This is a genomic window from Kitasatospora sp. NPDC056731, assembly GCF_040687675.1.
In the GTDB taxonomy this organism is placed as follows: Bacteria; Actinomycetota; Actinomycetes; order Streptomycetales; family Streptomycetaceae; genus Kitasatospora.
The window spans coordinates 18791-31808 of record NZ_JBFBNR010000034.1 but is presented as its reverse complement, the minus strand read 5'-3'; the positions used below and the strand labels follow the sequence as shown (position 1 = coordinate 31808).

Below are 13018 nucleotides of genomic sequence, written 5' to 3'. Positions count from 1 at the left end.
ACCGTCACCTGCGCCCGGGGACCATCTTCGCGCCGTCGTATCCGCGTGAGGACGCCGGCACCGTGGCCGCCGCGCGCAGGCACTGCGCGTCGATCACCGCGGCGGTCGGCTCCGGGTCGCGGCCGGCGTCCTCGCGGACCATGCCCCCCATCCGGTCGTGGAACTCGGCCAACAGTCCCCGCGCGCGCCACCGCCGCGCGAAGGCGACGGGCAGCCCGTGCAGGGTGCACACCAGGTGCAGGCGCAGGCCTCAGAAGAACCGGGAGTGGCTGGCGCAGTAGCCGTACTCGGCCCATCCGGCCAGGTCGGAGCGCTTGGCCGTCTCGCGGGAGCGCCCGCACTCCACCAGTGTGGAGTCGACGACCCACACGGTGTCGGTCCACAGCGAGGTGTCGGTCGCCAGCAGCCGGTTGACCTGTGCGATCAGGTCGGCGGCCTTGCGCAACCGCCGGTTGTAGCCCGACTGCCCGAGCAGGTACGGGAAGGGATGACGCAGGTGGGCATCGGCGTGGCGGATCCACCGGCGCTCGGAGGTGAAGCCGAGAAGGGCCTGCATCACGGGGAGGGTGACCAGCTCGGCATCACTGAGCCGGGGCGCGATGCCGATCTCTGGACTCCCTCGCTTCATGTCATGCGCGCCAGCGAGTTGGGCTGCGGCGGCCTGTCGGATCTCTCCGATGGGGCGTCTCGGACGAGTTGGGGCGGTGGGACGTGAAGCCACAGCCCGCTTCGTCAGGAACGTGCGGCTTGGGCTTGGGCTTGGGCTTGGGTGCGGCAGGTGGCGAGGGCGTACTTGAGGCGGGGGTCGGGGGTGGTGGTGGTGAGGAGTTCGCCGGCGGTGGTGAGGGTGGTCCAGTAGTGGGTGGGGTTGCCGGTGGTGGGGTGGGGGTGGGTGGTGGTGAGGGAGAGGTAGGCGGTGGTGAGGTTGCCGGTGGTGAACCAGCGGGTGAGGCCGTGTTGGTGGCCGGCGCGGATGCTGCCGTGGGCGTCGATGGCGGTGAGGAAGAGTTCGATGACGGCGAGGTCGCGGTCGTCGGGGGTCTTGGGGATGTCGAAGACGCCGAGGGCTTCGAGGAGTTCGCCGGTGTCGTTCTCGGTGCCGGGGCGGGGGGTGGCGAGGAGGGCGTCGTAGCAGTCGTTGAGGCGGCGTTGGGTTTCGGCGGCGGGGATGCCGAGGGCGGTGCAGACGGCGCGGGCTGAGCGGAGGGGTTCGCGGGTGTGGCGGGCGAGGGTGGCGTAGGTGTCGGCGGGGGTGGAGCCGGTGTCGAACAGGTGCCGGGCGGTCAAGGGGAGTCGCATGGTGGGCACCTGTTCAGACGGTGAGGAGGGTGGCGGGGGTGGGGGTGGGTGCGGGGGCGATGAGGGCCCAGACGAATTTGCCGACGCCGCCGGCGCGGGGGCAGCAACCCCACTTCTCGGCCAGCTCGTTGACGAGGAGGACGCCGCGTCCGTGTTCGTCGTCGGGTGTGGGGGTGTGGAGGGAGGGGCGGCCGGTGCCGGCGTCGTGGACTTCGAGGCGGAGCCGGCGGTCGCCGGTGAGGGCGAAGTGGATCTCGATGAGGCGGTCGGTGGGGGCGTCGGCGGTGTGCTGGACGGCGTTGGCGAAGAGTTCGCCGAGGAGGAGTTCGGCGGTGTCGCGGTAGCGGTCGCCGGTGGGGAGTGCGGCGAGGTAGGCGCGCAGCAACTGCCGGGCGATGGGGGTGGATTCGGTGCAGGAGTCCAGACGGGCCGCGAACGGGCGGGGGCGGGGAGCGGTACGGATTTTGAGCATGGCGGGGCACCTCAAGGGGGCGGATGGGGGAGCGTGAGGGTAGTGCGCAATCACGCTGTGCATGCAAATGATTGCGTTCTGGTGTCAATGGTCGGGGCTGCGGAGGTACGGTGACGCCAAATCGGCGTGTGGGACGTGTGACGCACAAGTGGGGGCAGCGATGACACAGCGGAAGGTCAAGCGGGGAACGACGGCGAGCTCCGCGATCATGTTCGGCGCGGAGGTCCGCTACGCGCGCGAGTCGGCGGGCTACACGCAGGAGGAGCTGAGCAAGCTCCTGCACTGCGACCGGACGGTGATCTCGCGGACGGAGGGCGGGAAGCGGAAGCCGTCGGTCGAGGAAGTCGAGGAGATCGAGCGGCTGTTGAACACCGGCGACCTGCTGACGCGGCTGTACGGGCGGGTCGACTGGAACGCCTCGATCGAGCACCCGGATTGGTTCCAGGAGTACGTGGACGTGGAGGCCATCTCCGTCGGGATGCGGGCGTACCAGGACAACGTGATGTACGGCCTGCTGCAGTGTTGGCAGTATGCGCGCGCGGTCTTTGCCGCTGGCGATGCGGCCGGGAATCCGAAGGAGATCGAGGACCGGACCAGGGCCCGGCTCAGTCGACAGAGCCGCTTTCTCGACCCCAATGGACCGCTGCTGGTTGTCATTCTTGAGGAGAGCACCATCCGGACGGTCATCGGTGGGCCGAGCGTGATGAGAAGTCAGATGGAGCACCTGCTGCGAGTTGCCCAGCTGCCGAACATCGTCATTCACGTGGCGCCGTACTCGAACCGGCAGGTTCTCATCAAGACGTCTATGGTGTTGCTTGAGCTGCCCGACGGGCAGCGCTTGGCTTACTCGGAGAACCTTGATCGAGGGCATCTGAACGTTGATTCCGCCAGTGTGGCCGAGCACCAGCGTCGCTATGATCAGCTCCGTGGTGGTTGCCTGTCAGAGTGCGACTCGCTTCGGCTGATCGCCGAGGCGCTGGAGGGTTTCAGAGATGATGAGCAACGAGCTCGCCGCAGCCGTCTGGCGGAAGAGCAGCTACAGCGGCAGCGACGGCGGCAACTGCATCGAGGTGGCCCCCGGATTCCTTCCCAGCGCCATCCCGGTGCGTGACTCGAAGGACCCCGACGGCCCGGCCCTTGTTTTCCCGGCCGTGGCCTGGGAAGCCTTCGTGTCGGCCGTCCGTGAGGGCGACTTTCCGGCGTAAGTCTCCAAGGGGGCAGCTGTGTTGACCTGGCGCAAGAGCAGCTACAGCGGCGGCAACGGAGGCGACTGCATCGAGGTCGCCCTCGCCTGGTGCAAGAGCAGCTACAGCCACGACGACGGTGGCAACTGCATCGAGGTGGCCCCCGGGTTCCTTCCCGACGCCGTCCCGGTGCGTGACTCCAAGGACCCGCAGGGCCCGGTCCTCGTTTTCCCGGCTGTCGCCTGGGAAGCCTTCGTGCGGGCAGTCCGTGAGGGCGACTTCCCGACGTAAGACCTCCGAGGAGCTGGCGATGGTGACCTGGCGGAAGAGCAGCTACAGCGGCAGCAATGGAGGCGATTGCGTCGAGGTCGCCCTCGCCTGGCGCAAGAGCAGCTACAGCGGCGACAACGGTGGCAACTGCATCGAGGTGGCCCCCGGGTTCCTTCCCGGCGCGGTCCCGGTGCGTGACTCCAAGGATCCCGATGGCCCGGTCCTCGTCTTCCCCGCCGCCTCCTGGGACTCCTTCATCGCCGCTGTCCGGGCCGGCGAGCTCCGGCTCTAGCCGGTCATCCCCTGTCGCACCCGAACGATTTCGATCAGTTCCGGTGCGTCGATGGTGCCTTGAGTAACCAGGCCACTACGGTCGATCACTGTGCGCACATGATCCTGCTCGCATCGACCGAGGCGGTACCCCCATGGCACAAGAACCCCGTATCGACGTAGCCCTGACGGCCCTCAAGGAAGGTCAGGCGGAGCCCACCAAGGCCGAGTTGGCGGAGATCGCCAACTCGATCTCGCCCGGCATCTGGTTCACCAGCGCGCTGTCGGGCGAGCGGGCCGGCCGCGACGCCGACGTGACGTGGGAGCTGACCGGCTCGCCGTACAAGGGGCAGACGGCGACCGGGCAGGCGGCGGTCTACTACGCCAACCCGAAGTTCGGCCTGCGCAAGCCCTTCCTCTTCGCGGACGGCTTCAACTACGGCCCGAGCGACCTGCCCGGCCTGTTCGCCTACTTCAGCACCGCCGCCGATGGTGGGCCGGGCCTCTTCGACCAACTGCTCAGCCAGGGCTACGACATCGTGCTGGTCGGCTTCAACGAGCGCCACACCCACATCCAGGCCAACGCCGAGGTCGTGATCGCGGCCATCCTCCGGGCCATCGCGGAGCGCAAGGGCGACGAGCGGCTGACCGTCGGCGGCGTGAGCATGGGCGGCATCATCACCCGCTACGCGCTCGCCAAGCTGGAGTCCGCAACCGTGGACCACGAGACGGGGACGTACCTCTCCTTCGACTCGCCGCACAACGGTGCCTGGATCCCGCTCGTCCTCCAGCAGATGGCGTACTTCTTCGAGGACTACACCCCGGCCGGGCCGGACGGCGTCAAGCAGGCCGACCTGATCCGCAGCCCCGCTGCTCAGCAACTGCTCTGGGCGTGGGTCGAGAACGCCAAGTACTCCGGCCCGGTGGCCACCTCCAGCGACCTGCGCAAGGAGTTCCTCGCCGATCTCGCGCGGGTCGGCAACTTCCCGCAGATCCCGCGCAAGCTCGGCGTCTCCAACGGTCGGCGGGACGGGGCCGGTCTCCCGCTGCCGGCGGGCGAGGTGGCCTTCGACTGGCAGGCGCTGATCGCCAGCGCCACGGCCCGCTTCCAGCCGAACAAGGGCGAGGAGCAGCGGATCGGCGGCATGCACCTCGGCCTGGCCGTGCGCCGCAGCACCACCAGCGACGTCCCGGCGCTGGACGCCGTGCCCGGCGGCACCCTGGACTCGTTCGGCAAGGTCGCGGACGCGCTCAAGGCGAAGATCTCCGACGACTACCGCAGCGGCACCTTCGTGCCGGCCGTCAGCGCGGTGGCGCTGGACTTCGACCCGGTGAAGTGGGACGTCGACCCGGCCGCCGCGATCACCGACGCCGCCCTGGAGAGCGGCCACCTGGACTCCGTGAAGTTCGACGACGCCAACACCGAGCACAGCCACGTCTCCCGCGTGCTGGTCGACTGGATCGTCGAGCAGCTCAGCTACTGACCCTCCCACCTGGTCCGGAGCACCCCCGCGGATGGGCTAAGCTATTCCACATCACCCAGATGCGCGGGTGGCGGAATAGGCAGACGCGCTGGATTCAGGTTCCAGTGCCCGAAAGGGCGTGGGGGTTCAACTCCCCCCTCGCGCACATATGTTCAACCGACGCAATGCGGCCGGTCGATCCGACACTATGTCGGCTTGACCGGCCGTTTTGCTATTCGGGCGCGCCGAGGGCCCCTCACGGTTTCGTGAGGGGCCCTCGGCGTTTGTGCTGGTCAGGATGGGTGCGTGGGGTGGGGTCAGGGTTCGGTGCTGTGCCGCCTGGGGGTCCAGTTGCCGGGGTTGTTCGGGGTGTAGCGGTTGGTGGGGCGGCGGCGGGCGGGTTGGGTGGCGCTCTGGAGGGTGTCGAGCCAGGCGGCGAGTTTGCGGTGGTTGGCGTGGGCGAGCTGGAAGGCAAGGAGGAGGGACTGGGCGGCGACGCCGCGGATGCGGCGGGTGCGGGAGCGTTCGAGGGCTTCGTGGTCCTTGGCGTACTGGTTGAAGTGCTCGACGCGGTTGCGCAGGTGGAAGTAGAGGTGGACCCAGTCGGGACGGGCGTGGTCGAGATCCTGGCGGAAGCGGATCCCGGTGTCGCGGTGGAAGGTGAGGGACTCGCGCACGCACACCTCGGGGTGCCCGCCCGGGTTGGGGGTGGGGTCGATGGGGATGAGGCGGGGGTCGCGTCCGAGGCTGCGGGGTTTGATGGGGCAGGCGGCGGTGGGGTGGGTGCCGGCGGCCGGGCACAGCAGGCGGCGGGCGCCGCGCGGGTCGGGGGCGGCTTTGGGGCGCAGGCGGTAGGCGGGGCGGGCATCCACGCGGTGGCGCCAGGTGGTGCGGTCGATCTTCTTGTTGAGGAGGTCGGCGGTGGCGGTGATCAGCGGGGCGGGGATGTTCGGGCAGTACCAGGTGCCGTCGACGAGCAGGGCTCCGGCGTGGCTGCCCTGGATGCCGAGCTGGTCGCGGCGGTAGTCCCAGATCGGCCGGTAGCCGAGGTCGAGCAGGGGGAGGTGGAAGGTGTCGGGCTGGGCGCTGCTGTAGGCGCGGTCGGCGGCGAGCCAGCCCGGCTTGTAGCCGCGCCGGTTGAGGTCCTTCAGGGCCGTGAGGGCGTTGCCGGCGGGGTCGTGTCCGGGCTTGTGGACGGTGAACGCCAGTGCCAGGGCCGGGAGTCGAAGGTGCGGGGGCAGGTCGCGGGTGGGGGTGGTGTCGCCGCAGACGACGAGGGTGGCCTCGTAGCCGAACAGCGCCCGCCGGGCCTTCCTCGTCTTCCCCGTTCGGCCGGTGGTGGTGTCGGGGCGGTCGCGGTGGTCGCCGTCGCGCACGTACCAGGCGGCGTCGGGGTCGGTGGCGGTGTGGTCGCTGGTGGGGTGGCGGCCGGCGGAGAAGGTGCGCACGGGGGTGGCGTCGACGGCCACGGAGCCGTCCCAGTACTCGTCGATCAGGGGGCGGGCGGGGGCGAGGGAGGCCTCCACGATGCGGTTGGTGACCTCGACCAGCAGCGTGCGGCGCGCGTCGAGTTCGCGCTGGTCCGCTGCGGCTTCGAGGGCGGCGGCGTCGTCCCGCTTGAGGCGGTGCTTGGGCAGCGGGGAGGGGTCCATGACGGCCTCGACGTCGTGGAAGGTGCGCCGCACCGCGAGGTAGGCGGCCTCGAACCCGTCGGCGCTCTCGGGCCAGGGGGGAAGGGCGAGTTGGGTGCGGGCCGCGGTGGGGAGCCGGTAGGCGAGGAGGTCGGCGACGTCGGCCAGGACGACGCGGCCGCTGCTGCGCCAGGAGGCGAGGGTCATGCCGGTGAGCAGGGCCTGGACGGTGACGGTGCGCGGGCGTCCGGCCGGGGACTTGCGTCGGGCCGTGAGGGCGCGGGTGATGGGCGCGACGGCGCCCGTGCGGTCGACGAACTGGCGGGCGCGGGTGGCTTCGGCGCGGGTCACGGCCTGGTGGCGGCCGGGGAGTTGGTGGCGGGCGTGGTCGGTGAGGGCGGGGCGGGGGACGCGGTGGGCGGGGTGGGTCACGGCATCTCCCTGAGGATCGCGGCGGCGGTGTCGGGGCTGGTGCCCCTGAGGTGGGGAAGGAAGCGGGACAGGGCGTGGAGGGAGTCCAGTCCGGCGGCGGCCAGCAGGACCGGCAGCGGGATGGGCACGTCCAGGCGCTCGACGATCCAGGTGGCGCGGCAGCGGCCCATGACCAGGCGCGGCACCCTGCTGTCCGCCGTGGTGCGGGCGGTGAAGTTGGTGACGGTGTTGGTGCCGCGGGTGTGGCTGGAGGGCCGGAACAGCCAGCCGGTGCCCGCGTGCCGGGCGGCTTCGGCCAGAGCACGTTCGTAGGGGCGCGAGCACAGCACGAGCCGCGCCCGGGGGCCGCGCACGGCCACGACGCAGGCGCCGTCGGCCAGGACGCGCACGTCGTGGCCGCGCAACGGGATGACCTCCGGGCTGTCGAGGCCGCACCCGAAGCCGACGGCCAGCAGCACGCGCACGCCTCGGCGCAGTTCCTCGGTGGGCTGGCCCGCGGCCCAGGCCCACAGCGCTGCCTTGTGCGCCCGGGCGTAGGGAGGGGAGGCCTTCGAGCCGGACAGCGGTACGCCGGCGGGGCGCTGGGGGCCGAACGCGGCGGTGCGGATGGCGTTCAGGCGGGCGCGGTAGTTGGCGCGGCTGGCCGGGCTGATGCCGGTCAGCGCGGTGGCGGTGAAGTGCTCGACCACGGCCTCCTCCAGCCAGCGCCTCGCGTCGACGGGGTGGCCGTGGTGGTCGGCGAACACCGCGAGGCGGGTCAGCGCGGTGAGCAGGTCGCGGGCGCGGTAGGTCGTGTCGGGCAGCGCGGCGGCGACGGTGGCCTTGACCTCGGCCTCGACCCGCTGCCAGGCCGGTGGTGCGTGCACGGGCCGGTAGCGGGCGATGTGGCGGTCCATCATGTGCCTCCAGATGAACACCCCCGGCGGGGTGTCATTGGAATAGCATGCGTGGCTCGGGGGCCGCGGGGGCGAACCGGGAGGTCCGCATGGGTGAGACTGGGGTCCGTGCCCCGAGGAGACAGCCGATCCCGCAGCCCGCGCGCCTACGCGCTCCCCGCGCCTGCCGGCGGCGGTACTGCCCGGGTGTGGCCGAGGGCCCCGTTGGCTGACCATCACGGGGCCAGGGTCGCCCAGGCCCTGGCCCTGAACCTGGCCCTCGCCCTGGAGGAGTGCGGCTGGTCGGTCGCGGAGCTCTCCCGCCGCTCCGGCGCCAGCCGGCTGACGATCGCCAACGTGCTGCAGGGCGAGGTCTGGCCCGACCTGCTGACCATCGCCGGCCTGGAGAAGGCCCTGGACCGGGACCTGTGGCCCGGCCGCAGGGTGTGAACGCCCGCCCGGCGAACGGGACGGGGAAGAAGGTGGGGGCATGGCGCCTGTCCGTGTACCGGGCGCCCGGCGCGACGGCGCGGGGCACCCGTTGGGGTGAAGGCGCGGCTCATCGGCCCGCGGGCTCCCGCGTCCGCGTTAGGGTGCCGGGAAACGACCGGGGCCGCCGCGCCTGGCCGTGCCCGGCCCCTCGGGGCGCGGGCACGGCCGATGACATGGGTGTCAGCTGTGTGTCCGAGGGTCGTCACGGGCCGTCGCCGAGGTAGGAGTCGGCGGCGGCCCGGCCTCGTTGCGCGCGTGCGCGCGGCCGGGTCAGGGCACGGGCGCCTCCGGGGGGCCCGGGGCCGGGCTCGCGGGCGCGGTGCGGTGGTAGACCACGGCCCGGGGGTGGAGCTCGGTTTTCACCAGCAGGCCCTGCGCGGCCATCCGGTCCAGGACCGGGCGCACACTGCGCACGTTCGCGTGGCCGATCTCCCGCGCGACGTGGCCGGCCGTCAGGCTCCGGCCGTGCGGGATGCGTTCCAGCGCGCGTGCGACCCGCTCGGCGAGGACGGGCCCCACCCCGCCCGCCGTGGCGGGCGGGGTGGGGCGGCGTTGGGGCGGCACGATCCACGTGGTCCCGTCCGGTGCGCGGTGGATGCCGTCCGGGTCCCCGGTCGCGCCTGCGCGGGCTGCCGGCGCGGACCTGTCCGTGCCTCGGGCGCCGGTGCCGGACAGCTGCCCGGCGTCCGGGGCGGGGGCGTCCCTGCTGCCCCCGGCGGGCCCGTCCCCGCGGGGACGGGGTTCCGGGCCCTCACGGGTGTCCGGCCCGGCGGCACCAGGAGCGGTGTCCTGTGCCGGGCCCGCATCGCCGGGGGCGTCCAGGCCGGTCAGGGGCGGTACGTTCTCCAGCCATGTCCGCAGGGTCCGGGAGCGGACGATGTACTGCTCGGCCTGTTCCTCGAACTCCCTGAGAAGCGCGACTGCGGCCGCCGGGTCCGTCAGCGCGGCCTCCCAGGTCAGGGTGATCCCGTCCATGGCCGCAACCCTAGAGCCGTCATCACCGTGCGCAATGGTGCGAATACGGATCTCCACCCTGACGAGTGACCGCACCCGCGTTGCGGCGACGGCCCGCAGCCCACAGGGCTGCCCGGCCCGCACGGCGCGCCCGCCCCGTCCGCACCCGGATGCGGCACACCGGCATGCCATTCCAATGGCATGCGCGCACAGTGGTGACCATGCGCACCCTGCGATCCGCGCGCCCCCGCCGGGCCGTCGCCGTCGTCCTGCTGGACCGTCCCGCCGAGCGGGTCCTGCTGCACCAGGCGGCCGGCCGGTGGACACCGCCGCTCACCTCGGCGACCGCCCGCGCGGCCTGCCCGCAGGCCGCACTGCTGGCGGCCCGGCGCTGGTGGGGCCTGCCGCGGGCCCGCCTGGCCGCCGTCGCCGCCAGCGCGCACACGGCGCCGGCGCACGGCGGCCCCGCCCACCTGGCGCTGGTGATCGCGCCCGCGGGGTTCCCACTGCCACCGCGCGGGCCGGCACCAGGCCCCTGGCGCTGGTGGCCCGTCGCCGCCCTGCGGAGCGAGGCCGCCGTCCGCCCGCACGAACTCGCTGTGTTCCTCGACGGGTACCTCCAGGGGTGGCTTCCCGACGGCACCCACACCCTGAGCTGGTGACGGAACCTGAGCCGCTGTCACCCGCACGGGGGACAGCGGCGGCACCGGGCTTGGCCCGCGCCCGCGCCACCGCTACCGTGCCGCTGGTGGAGACTCCCCGGTCCTGGAGCGAGGTGAAGACCCCGGCCCAGGCCCAGGCCCTGGCCGCCGAGTTCGACCGCCGCGCCCGCGAAGCAGCCGCCCAGGCGGCGATGTACGGGCGGCTGCGGGACGCGGCCGCCGACCTGCCGCACCTGGCCGCCCTGTGGGACGACCTCGTCGCCCGCCCGCCCCACCTCGCCCTCACCCTGCCCACCACCGCCCCACCGCCCCCTCCCACCGCCCCGGCCCGCCCGGCACCCGAGCCGGCCCGCGCCGCCGAAGCCACGCCCCTGGACACCGCCCTGGTCCTCGCGCTCATGGGCCAGTCCCCCGGACGCCTGTGGTCTGCCGAGGACGTCCGCACCGCCGTCAACGCCCCCTCCCGCCGCGAGGTACGCAAAGGGCTGCGCGCACTCGCCCGCCAGGGCCTGCTGGAAGAAGTGGTCCGCAAGGCCCGCCACGTCCTGTTCCGCATTCCGCCGCCGCGCACCGCCGCGATCTGACGGGCCCCCGCACCCTGCGCGGCTGCCGGTGACGCCCGCGGCGCCGCAGGCGTCGGCCGTCCGCCGGCGGGCCGCACCGCACCGCGCCACCGGAGCGGCCCGGCACGGGCACGTCCGCGACGGGCACGACCCCCTCGCACGCATCCCGGATCTGGTTGCGCTTCGGCAAGCGCAACCACCGCACCGTGAACGACGCGACCCCACCGGCGCGAAGCGCATCCCGGACGCCGTCGTCCCCGACGGCCACTGCGGCCCGTTCATCGACCGCCGGGACGCCTCCCGCTGTGCCGTCAGCACCGTCGCCGCCGAGCGCCTGCCGATCCGCAAGGACGGGCACGCCTGTCCTCACCCGGCCCCGGAGCACCCCCACGCCCGCCTCCCCGGGTGGCGGGCCAGGCCCGCCTCGACGCCCGGCTCCCGGGCTCGACCCCGTGATCACCGCGATGCGGTAGTGACCGTCACCGCCCGGACCGAGCGGGCCCTGCGGGACGTGACGCAGCCGCTCCCCACCGGCCGGCCCGGGCGCACCGACGGCAAGCCCGCCAGCCGGGAACGACCTCTGCCACACAGCCGCCGTTCTCGTGCGGTGGGACCCCGGGCCGCCACCGTCCCGGCCGCCCTGCACCGTCGCCGTGCCGACGAAACCGTGGACGTGCGGCGAAGGCTCCGCCGAAGCGACACGGAACGACGCGGGCGCCCGTACCGGGCAGACACGGCGACCACCAGAACCACGACCCCGCCGGCCGAGGACACCGCCCTGCACAGCCGGACGATCAGGCCGTCCGCCGCCATCGTCCCGATCACCCGGAACACCGCACAGCGCCCCGAACCGGACCGGCTCCTCCCGCCCGCCGCCGAGCAGGAGCACCGCGGCCCCGTCCGGCGCCCCGCCGCACAGGACCGGGGCGCTCACGTGCCGCGGCCACGCAGGCGGACGGGCCACCGGCACCGGACGCCGCAGCGACACGGGTACGTCGGCCACCCCGGCCCGGGCCGCCAACGCCCTCACCACGCCCCGAAGACCGTCCGGCACCGGCCGGGCACCCCGCGCCGGGGACGACCGCGCCCCTCCGCTCCCCGGCGGTCGCCTCGCCCATGCCACGCCCGGCCGCAACGCGCCGTGGCCCACAGCCCCGGTGACCCGCCCGGCACCAATGCGAACGACAGTGCGCCGACGCCCGACGCGTGCTCGGCACAGCGTTCCCGCCCCGCCGCAGGAGCCCGGGCCGTTCCTGGCCGCCGGGACCTTCAGAGCTCCGGCGGGGAGGAAACGGGTACCGGGCAGGCAGCCCGCCGCCCCGCAGGCGGGCACAGGAACGTCAGGCCTTGATACCCAGGCTGTTCAGAATGTCACTCGTGTCGAGGTCGAACCTGCCCGAATTCCCGTACTGGTCGTAGACGATGACGTATGTACCCCAATCCAAGCGGGCACCGGAAAAGCCTTCTTCAACGGAGTCGAAACAGTAACTCCCTTCCTTCGAGTTGCCCGACTCCACCCAGGTGAAGCACAGACTCCAATTCTTGTCGGACGCCCCACTGTCGTAGACCGTTACCAGCGAGTCGCCCAGGTTGAAGAAGGCGTTGGAGGCCCCCGCAATCATTTGGGCCTTCTCGTGAGGTTCATCGTCCCAGACATACGCCCCGTGGAACCATGCATACCAGTGCGAATAGTCCGGGCCCTGGCTTGTCAACTGATAGACGCACATTTTATTGTATCTGGGAGCTGCGCTTTGGTAGCTGTGTGCGTCGAACGTGACGAACTTGAATCTAGGGCGCTTGCAGGAAAGATAGTAATTGACGGGATTGAATTTCCATTCGTTCTCCTTGTAGACGTCGGGGAGCCAGTAGGAGGCCTTTTCGTGACGCCAGTCGACGTCGTCTATCCCGTAGGCGAAGGGGGCCTTAGGCTGGAAGTTGACCGGAGTGTGGAAAGATTCGGAATCGTAGGAGAGCCAGAAATCCTTGCCTGTGTCGGTCGCCACATGGACACCGATATTTATGGAGGTCGCGGTATCAGATGAGCAGTACACGTAGAAGGTGATCTGCTGGCCGACGCCGTCCGGCTTCTTGCCGCTGCCGAGGTCGGGGATCGCGGTGAACTGGTTCTTCTGGTGGGTGTAGCACCATCCGGAGGAGCCGTTCCAGGTGAGCTTCTCCTTGCTGGTGTACTGGATGAATTGAGTCTTGTCGGCGAGGTGGTCGAGGGGGACCTCCATGACCTTGTCGTCGGTGTCCCGGCATTCGATGAAGACCGTCACGCTGATCCGGTTAAGGCCGTTCGCGTAGATCTGGCAGTCCTGTTGCCCGCTGTCCGTGATGACCGCCTTCAGGCTCGTCACCCTGTCCCACGTGGATTCCGTCATGACACTTTCCTTCGTTCGCTGCAGCGAGGCCGGTTCGATTGAATTCGCGGCTCGGCGTCCGTGCGGC

Annotated in this window: 15 protein-coding genes, 1 tRNA gene and 1 pseudogene; 9 read left to right on the top strand and 8 right to left on the bottom strand. The window is 71.8% G+C overall.

The genetic code is table 11. The features are described from left to right. Positions 1-4: 4 nt before the first annotated feature. The 4 genes and pseudogenes from AB0R04_RS28615 to AB0R04_RS28600 form a co-directional block, all read right to left on the bottom strand. Complete coding sequence (locus AB0R04_RS28615; protein ID WP_363376253.1) at positions 5-232, bottom strand: hypothetical protein; 228 nt, start codon at positions 230-232, stop codon at positions 5-7. A gap of 21 nt (positions 233-253) precedes the next feature. After that, a pseudogene (locus tag AB0R04_RS28610) lies at positions 254-607 on the bottom strand (IS982 family transposase); the annotation flags it as partial. A gap of 125 nt (positions 608-732) precedes the next feature. Further along, a complete protein-coding gene (locus AB0R04_RS28605) occupies positions 733-1299 on the bottom strand; it encodes a hypothetical protein (RefSeq protein ID WP_363376252.1) in 567 nt (188 codons plus the stop codon). 13 nt (positions 1300-1312) lie between these two features. Then, positions 1313-1771: an ATP-binding protein gene (locus AB0R04_RS28600; protein ID WP_363376250.1), complete on the bottom strand. Its 459-nt coding sequence runs from the start codon at positions 1769-1771 to the stop codon at positions 1313-1315. A 160-nt stretch (positions 1772-1931) separates the two neighbouring features. Between AB0R04_RS28600 and AB0R04_RS28595 the strand changes: the two genes are divergently transcribed. The 6 genes from AB0R04_RS28595 (at position 1932) to AB0R04_RS28570 (ending at position 5124) form a co-directional block, all read left to right on the top strand. Then, the gene (locus AB0R04_RS28595) at positions 1932-2882 is read left to right on the top strand and encodes a helix-turn-helix transcriptional regulator (protein ID WP_363376248.1); all 951 of its coding nucleotides are present in this window, start codon (positions 1932-1934) and stop codon (positions 2880-2882) included. Then, positions 2842-2976 (top strand): DUF397 domain-containing protein, encoded by a 135-nt coding sequence (locus AB0R04_RS28590; RefSeq protein WP_363376245.1) that lies wholly within the window; start codon positions 2842-2844, stop codon positions 2974-2976. Before AB0R04_RS28595 ends, AB0R04_RS28590 begins: the two co-directional genes overlap by 41 nt. A 21-nt stretch (positions 2977-2997) precedes the next feature. Next, positions 2998-3246, top strand: coding sequence for a DUF397 domain-containing protein (locus AB0R04_RS28585; protein WP_363376243.1), 249 nt, complete (start codon positions 2998-3000; stop codon positions 3244-3246). Between the two features lie 19 nt (positions 3247-3265). Next, positions 3266-3517, top strand: coding sequence for a DUF397 domain-containing protein (locus AB0R04_RS28580; RefSeq protein ID WP_363376240.1), 252 nt, complete (start codon positions 3266-3268; stop codon positions 3515-3517). A gap of 133 nt (positions 3518-3650) precedes the next feature. Then, positions 3651-4979: a hypothetical protein gene (locus tag AB0R04_RS28575; protein WP_363376239.1), complete on the top strand. Its 1329-nt coding sequence runs from the start codon at positions 3651-3653 to the stop codon at positions 4977-4979. A 61-nt stretch (positions 4980-5040) separates the two neighbouring features. After that, positions 5041-5124, top strand: a tRNA-Leu gene (locus tag AB0R04_RS28570). A 151-nt stretch (positions 5125-5275) separates the two neighbouring features. On the opposite strand, the gene AB0R04_RS28565 is transcribed toward AB0R04_RS28570, so the two are convergent. Further along, positions 5276-7021 (bottom strand): hypothetical protein, encoded by a 1746-nt coding sequence (locus AB0R04_RS28565; protein WP_363376238.1) that lies wholly within the window; start codon positions 7019-7021, stop codon positions 5276-5278. Next, the gene (locus tag AB0R04_RS28560) at positions 7018-7920 is read right to left on the bottom strand and encodes a hypothetical protein (protein WP_363376235.1); all 903 of its coding nucleotides are present in this window, start codon (positions 7918-7920) and stop codon (positions 7018-7020) included. Before AB0R04_RS28560 ends, AB0R04_RS28565 begins: the two co-directional genes overlap by 4 nt. 201 nt (positions 7921-8121) lie before the next feature. Here AB0R04_RS28560 and AB0R04_RS28555 point away from each other — a divergent pair, with 201 nt between their 5' ends. Continuing rightward, positions 8122-8346 (top strand): helix-turn-helix transcriptional regulator, encoded by a 225-nt coding sequence (locus tag AB0R04_RS28555; protein WP_363376232.1) that lies wholly within the window; start codon positions 8122-8124, stop codon positions 8344-8346. A 312-nt stretch (positions 8347-8658) separates the two neighbouring features. On the opposite strand, the gene AB0R04_RS28550 is transcribed toward AB0R04_RS28555, so the two are convergent. After that, the gene (locus AB0R04_RS28550) at positions 8659-9363 is read right to left on the bottom strand and encodes a hypothetical protein (protein WP_363376230.1); all 705 of its coding nucleotides are present in this window, start codon (positions 9361-9363) and stop codon (positions 8659-8661) included. A 200-nt stretch (positions 9364-9563) separates the two neighbouring features. On the opposite strand from AB0R04_RS28550, the gene AB0R04_RS28545 reads away from it, so the two are divergent. Both AB0R04_RS28545 and AB0R04_RS28540 read left to right on the top strand, forming a co-directional pair. Then, complete coding sequence (locus tag AB0R04_RS28545) at positions 9564-10004, top strand: hypothetical protein (protein ID WP_363376227.1); 441 nt, start codon at positions 9564-9566, stop codon at positions 10002-10004. 86 nt (positions 10005-10090) lie between these two features. Further along, the gene (locus AB0R04_RS28540) at positions 10091-10588 is read left to right on the top strand and encodes a hypothetical protein (protein ID WP_363376225.1); all 498 of its coding nucleotides are present in this window, start codon (positions 10091-10093) and stop codon (positions 10586-10588) included. 1319 nt (positions 10589-11907) lie between these two features. Here AB0R04_RS28540 and AB0R04_RS28535 read toward each other — a convergent pair. Further along, on the bottom strand, positions 11908-12951 hold the full coding sequence (locus AB0R04_RS28535; protein ID WP_363376224.1) for a hypothetical protein: 1044 nt from the start codon (positions 12949-12951) through the stop codon (positions 11908-11910). Between the last annotated feature and the right edge of the window lie 67 nt (positions 12952-13018).

What these genes read in the sequence shown, in the direction of transcription:
- AB0R04_RS28605 (WP_363376252.1), bottom strand. Translation starts at nt 1,299, where the DNA reads ATGCGACTCCCCTTGACCGCCCGGCACCTGTTCGACACCGGCTCCACC.
- AB0R04_RS28600 (WP_363376250.1), bottom strand. Translation starts at nt 1,771, where the DNA reads ATGCTCAAAATCCGTACCGCTCCCCGCCCCCGCCCGTTCGCGGCCCGT.
- AB0R04_RS28595 (WP_363376248.1), top strand. Translation starts at nt 1,932, where the DNA reads ATGACACAGCGGAAGGTCAAGCGGGGAACGACGGCGAGCTCCGCGATC.
- AB0R04_RS28580 (WP_363376240.1), top strand. Translation starts at nt 3,266, where the DNA reads ATGGTGACCTGGCGGAAGAGCAGCTACAGCGGCAGCAATGGAGGCGAT.
- AB0R04_RS28575 (WP_363376239.1), top strand. Translation starts at nt 3,651, where the DNA reads ATGGCACAAGAACCCCGTATCGACGTAGCCCTGACGGCCCTCAAGGAA.
- AB0R04_RS28560 (WP_363376235.1), bottom strand. Translation starts at nt 7,920, where the DNA reads ATGATGGACCGCCACATCGCCCGCTACCGGCCCGTGCACGCACCACCG.
- AB0R04_RS28550 (WP_363376230.1), bottom strand. Translation starts at nt 9,363, where the DNA reads ATGGACGGGATCACCCTGACCTGGGAGGCCGCGCTGACGGACCCGGCG.
- AB0R04_RS28545 (WP_363376227.1), top strand. Translation starts at nt 9,564, where the DNA reads ATGCGCACCCTGCGATCCGCGCGCCCCCGCCGGGCCGTCGCCGTCGTC.
- AB0R04_RS28535 (WP_363376224.1), bottom strand. Translation starts at nt 12,951, where the DNA reads ATGACGGAATCCACGTGGGACAGGGTGACGAGCCTGAAGGCGGTCATC.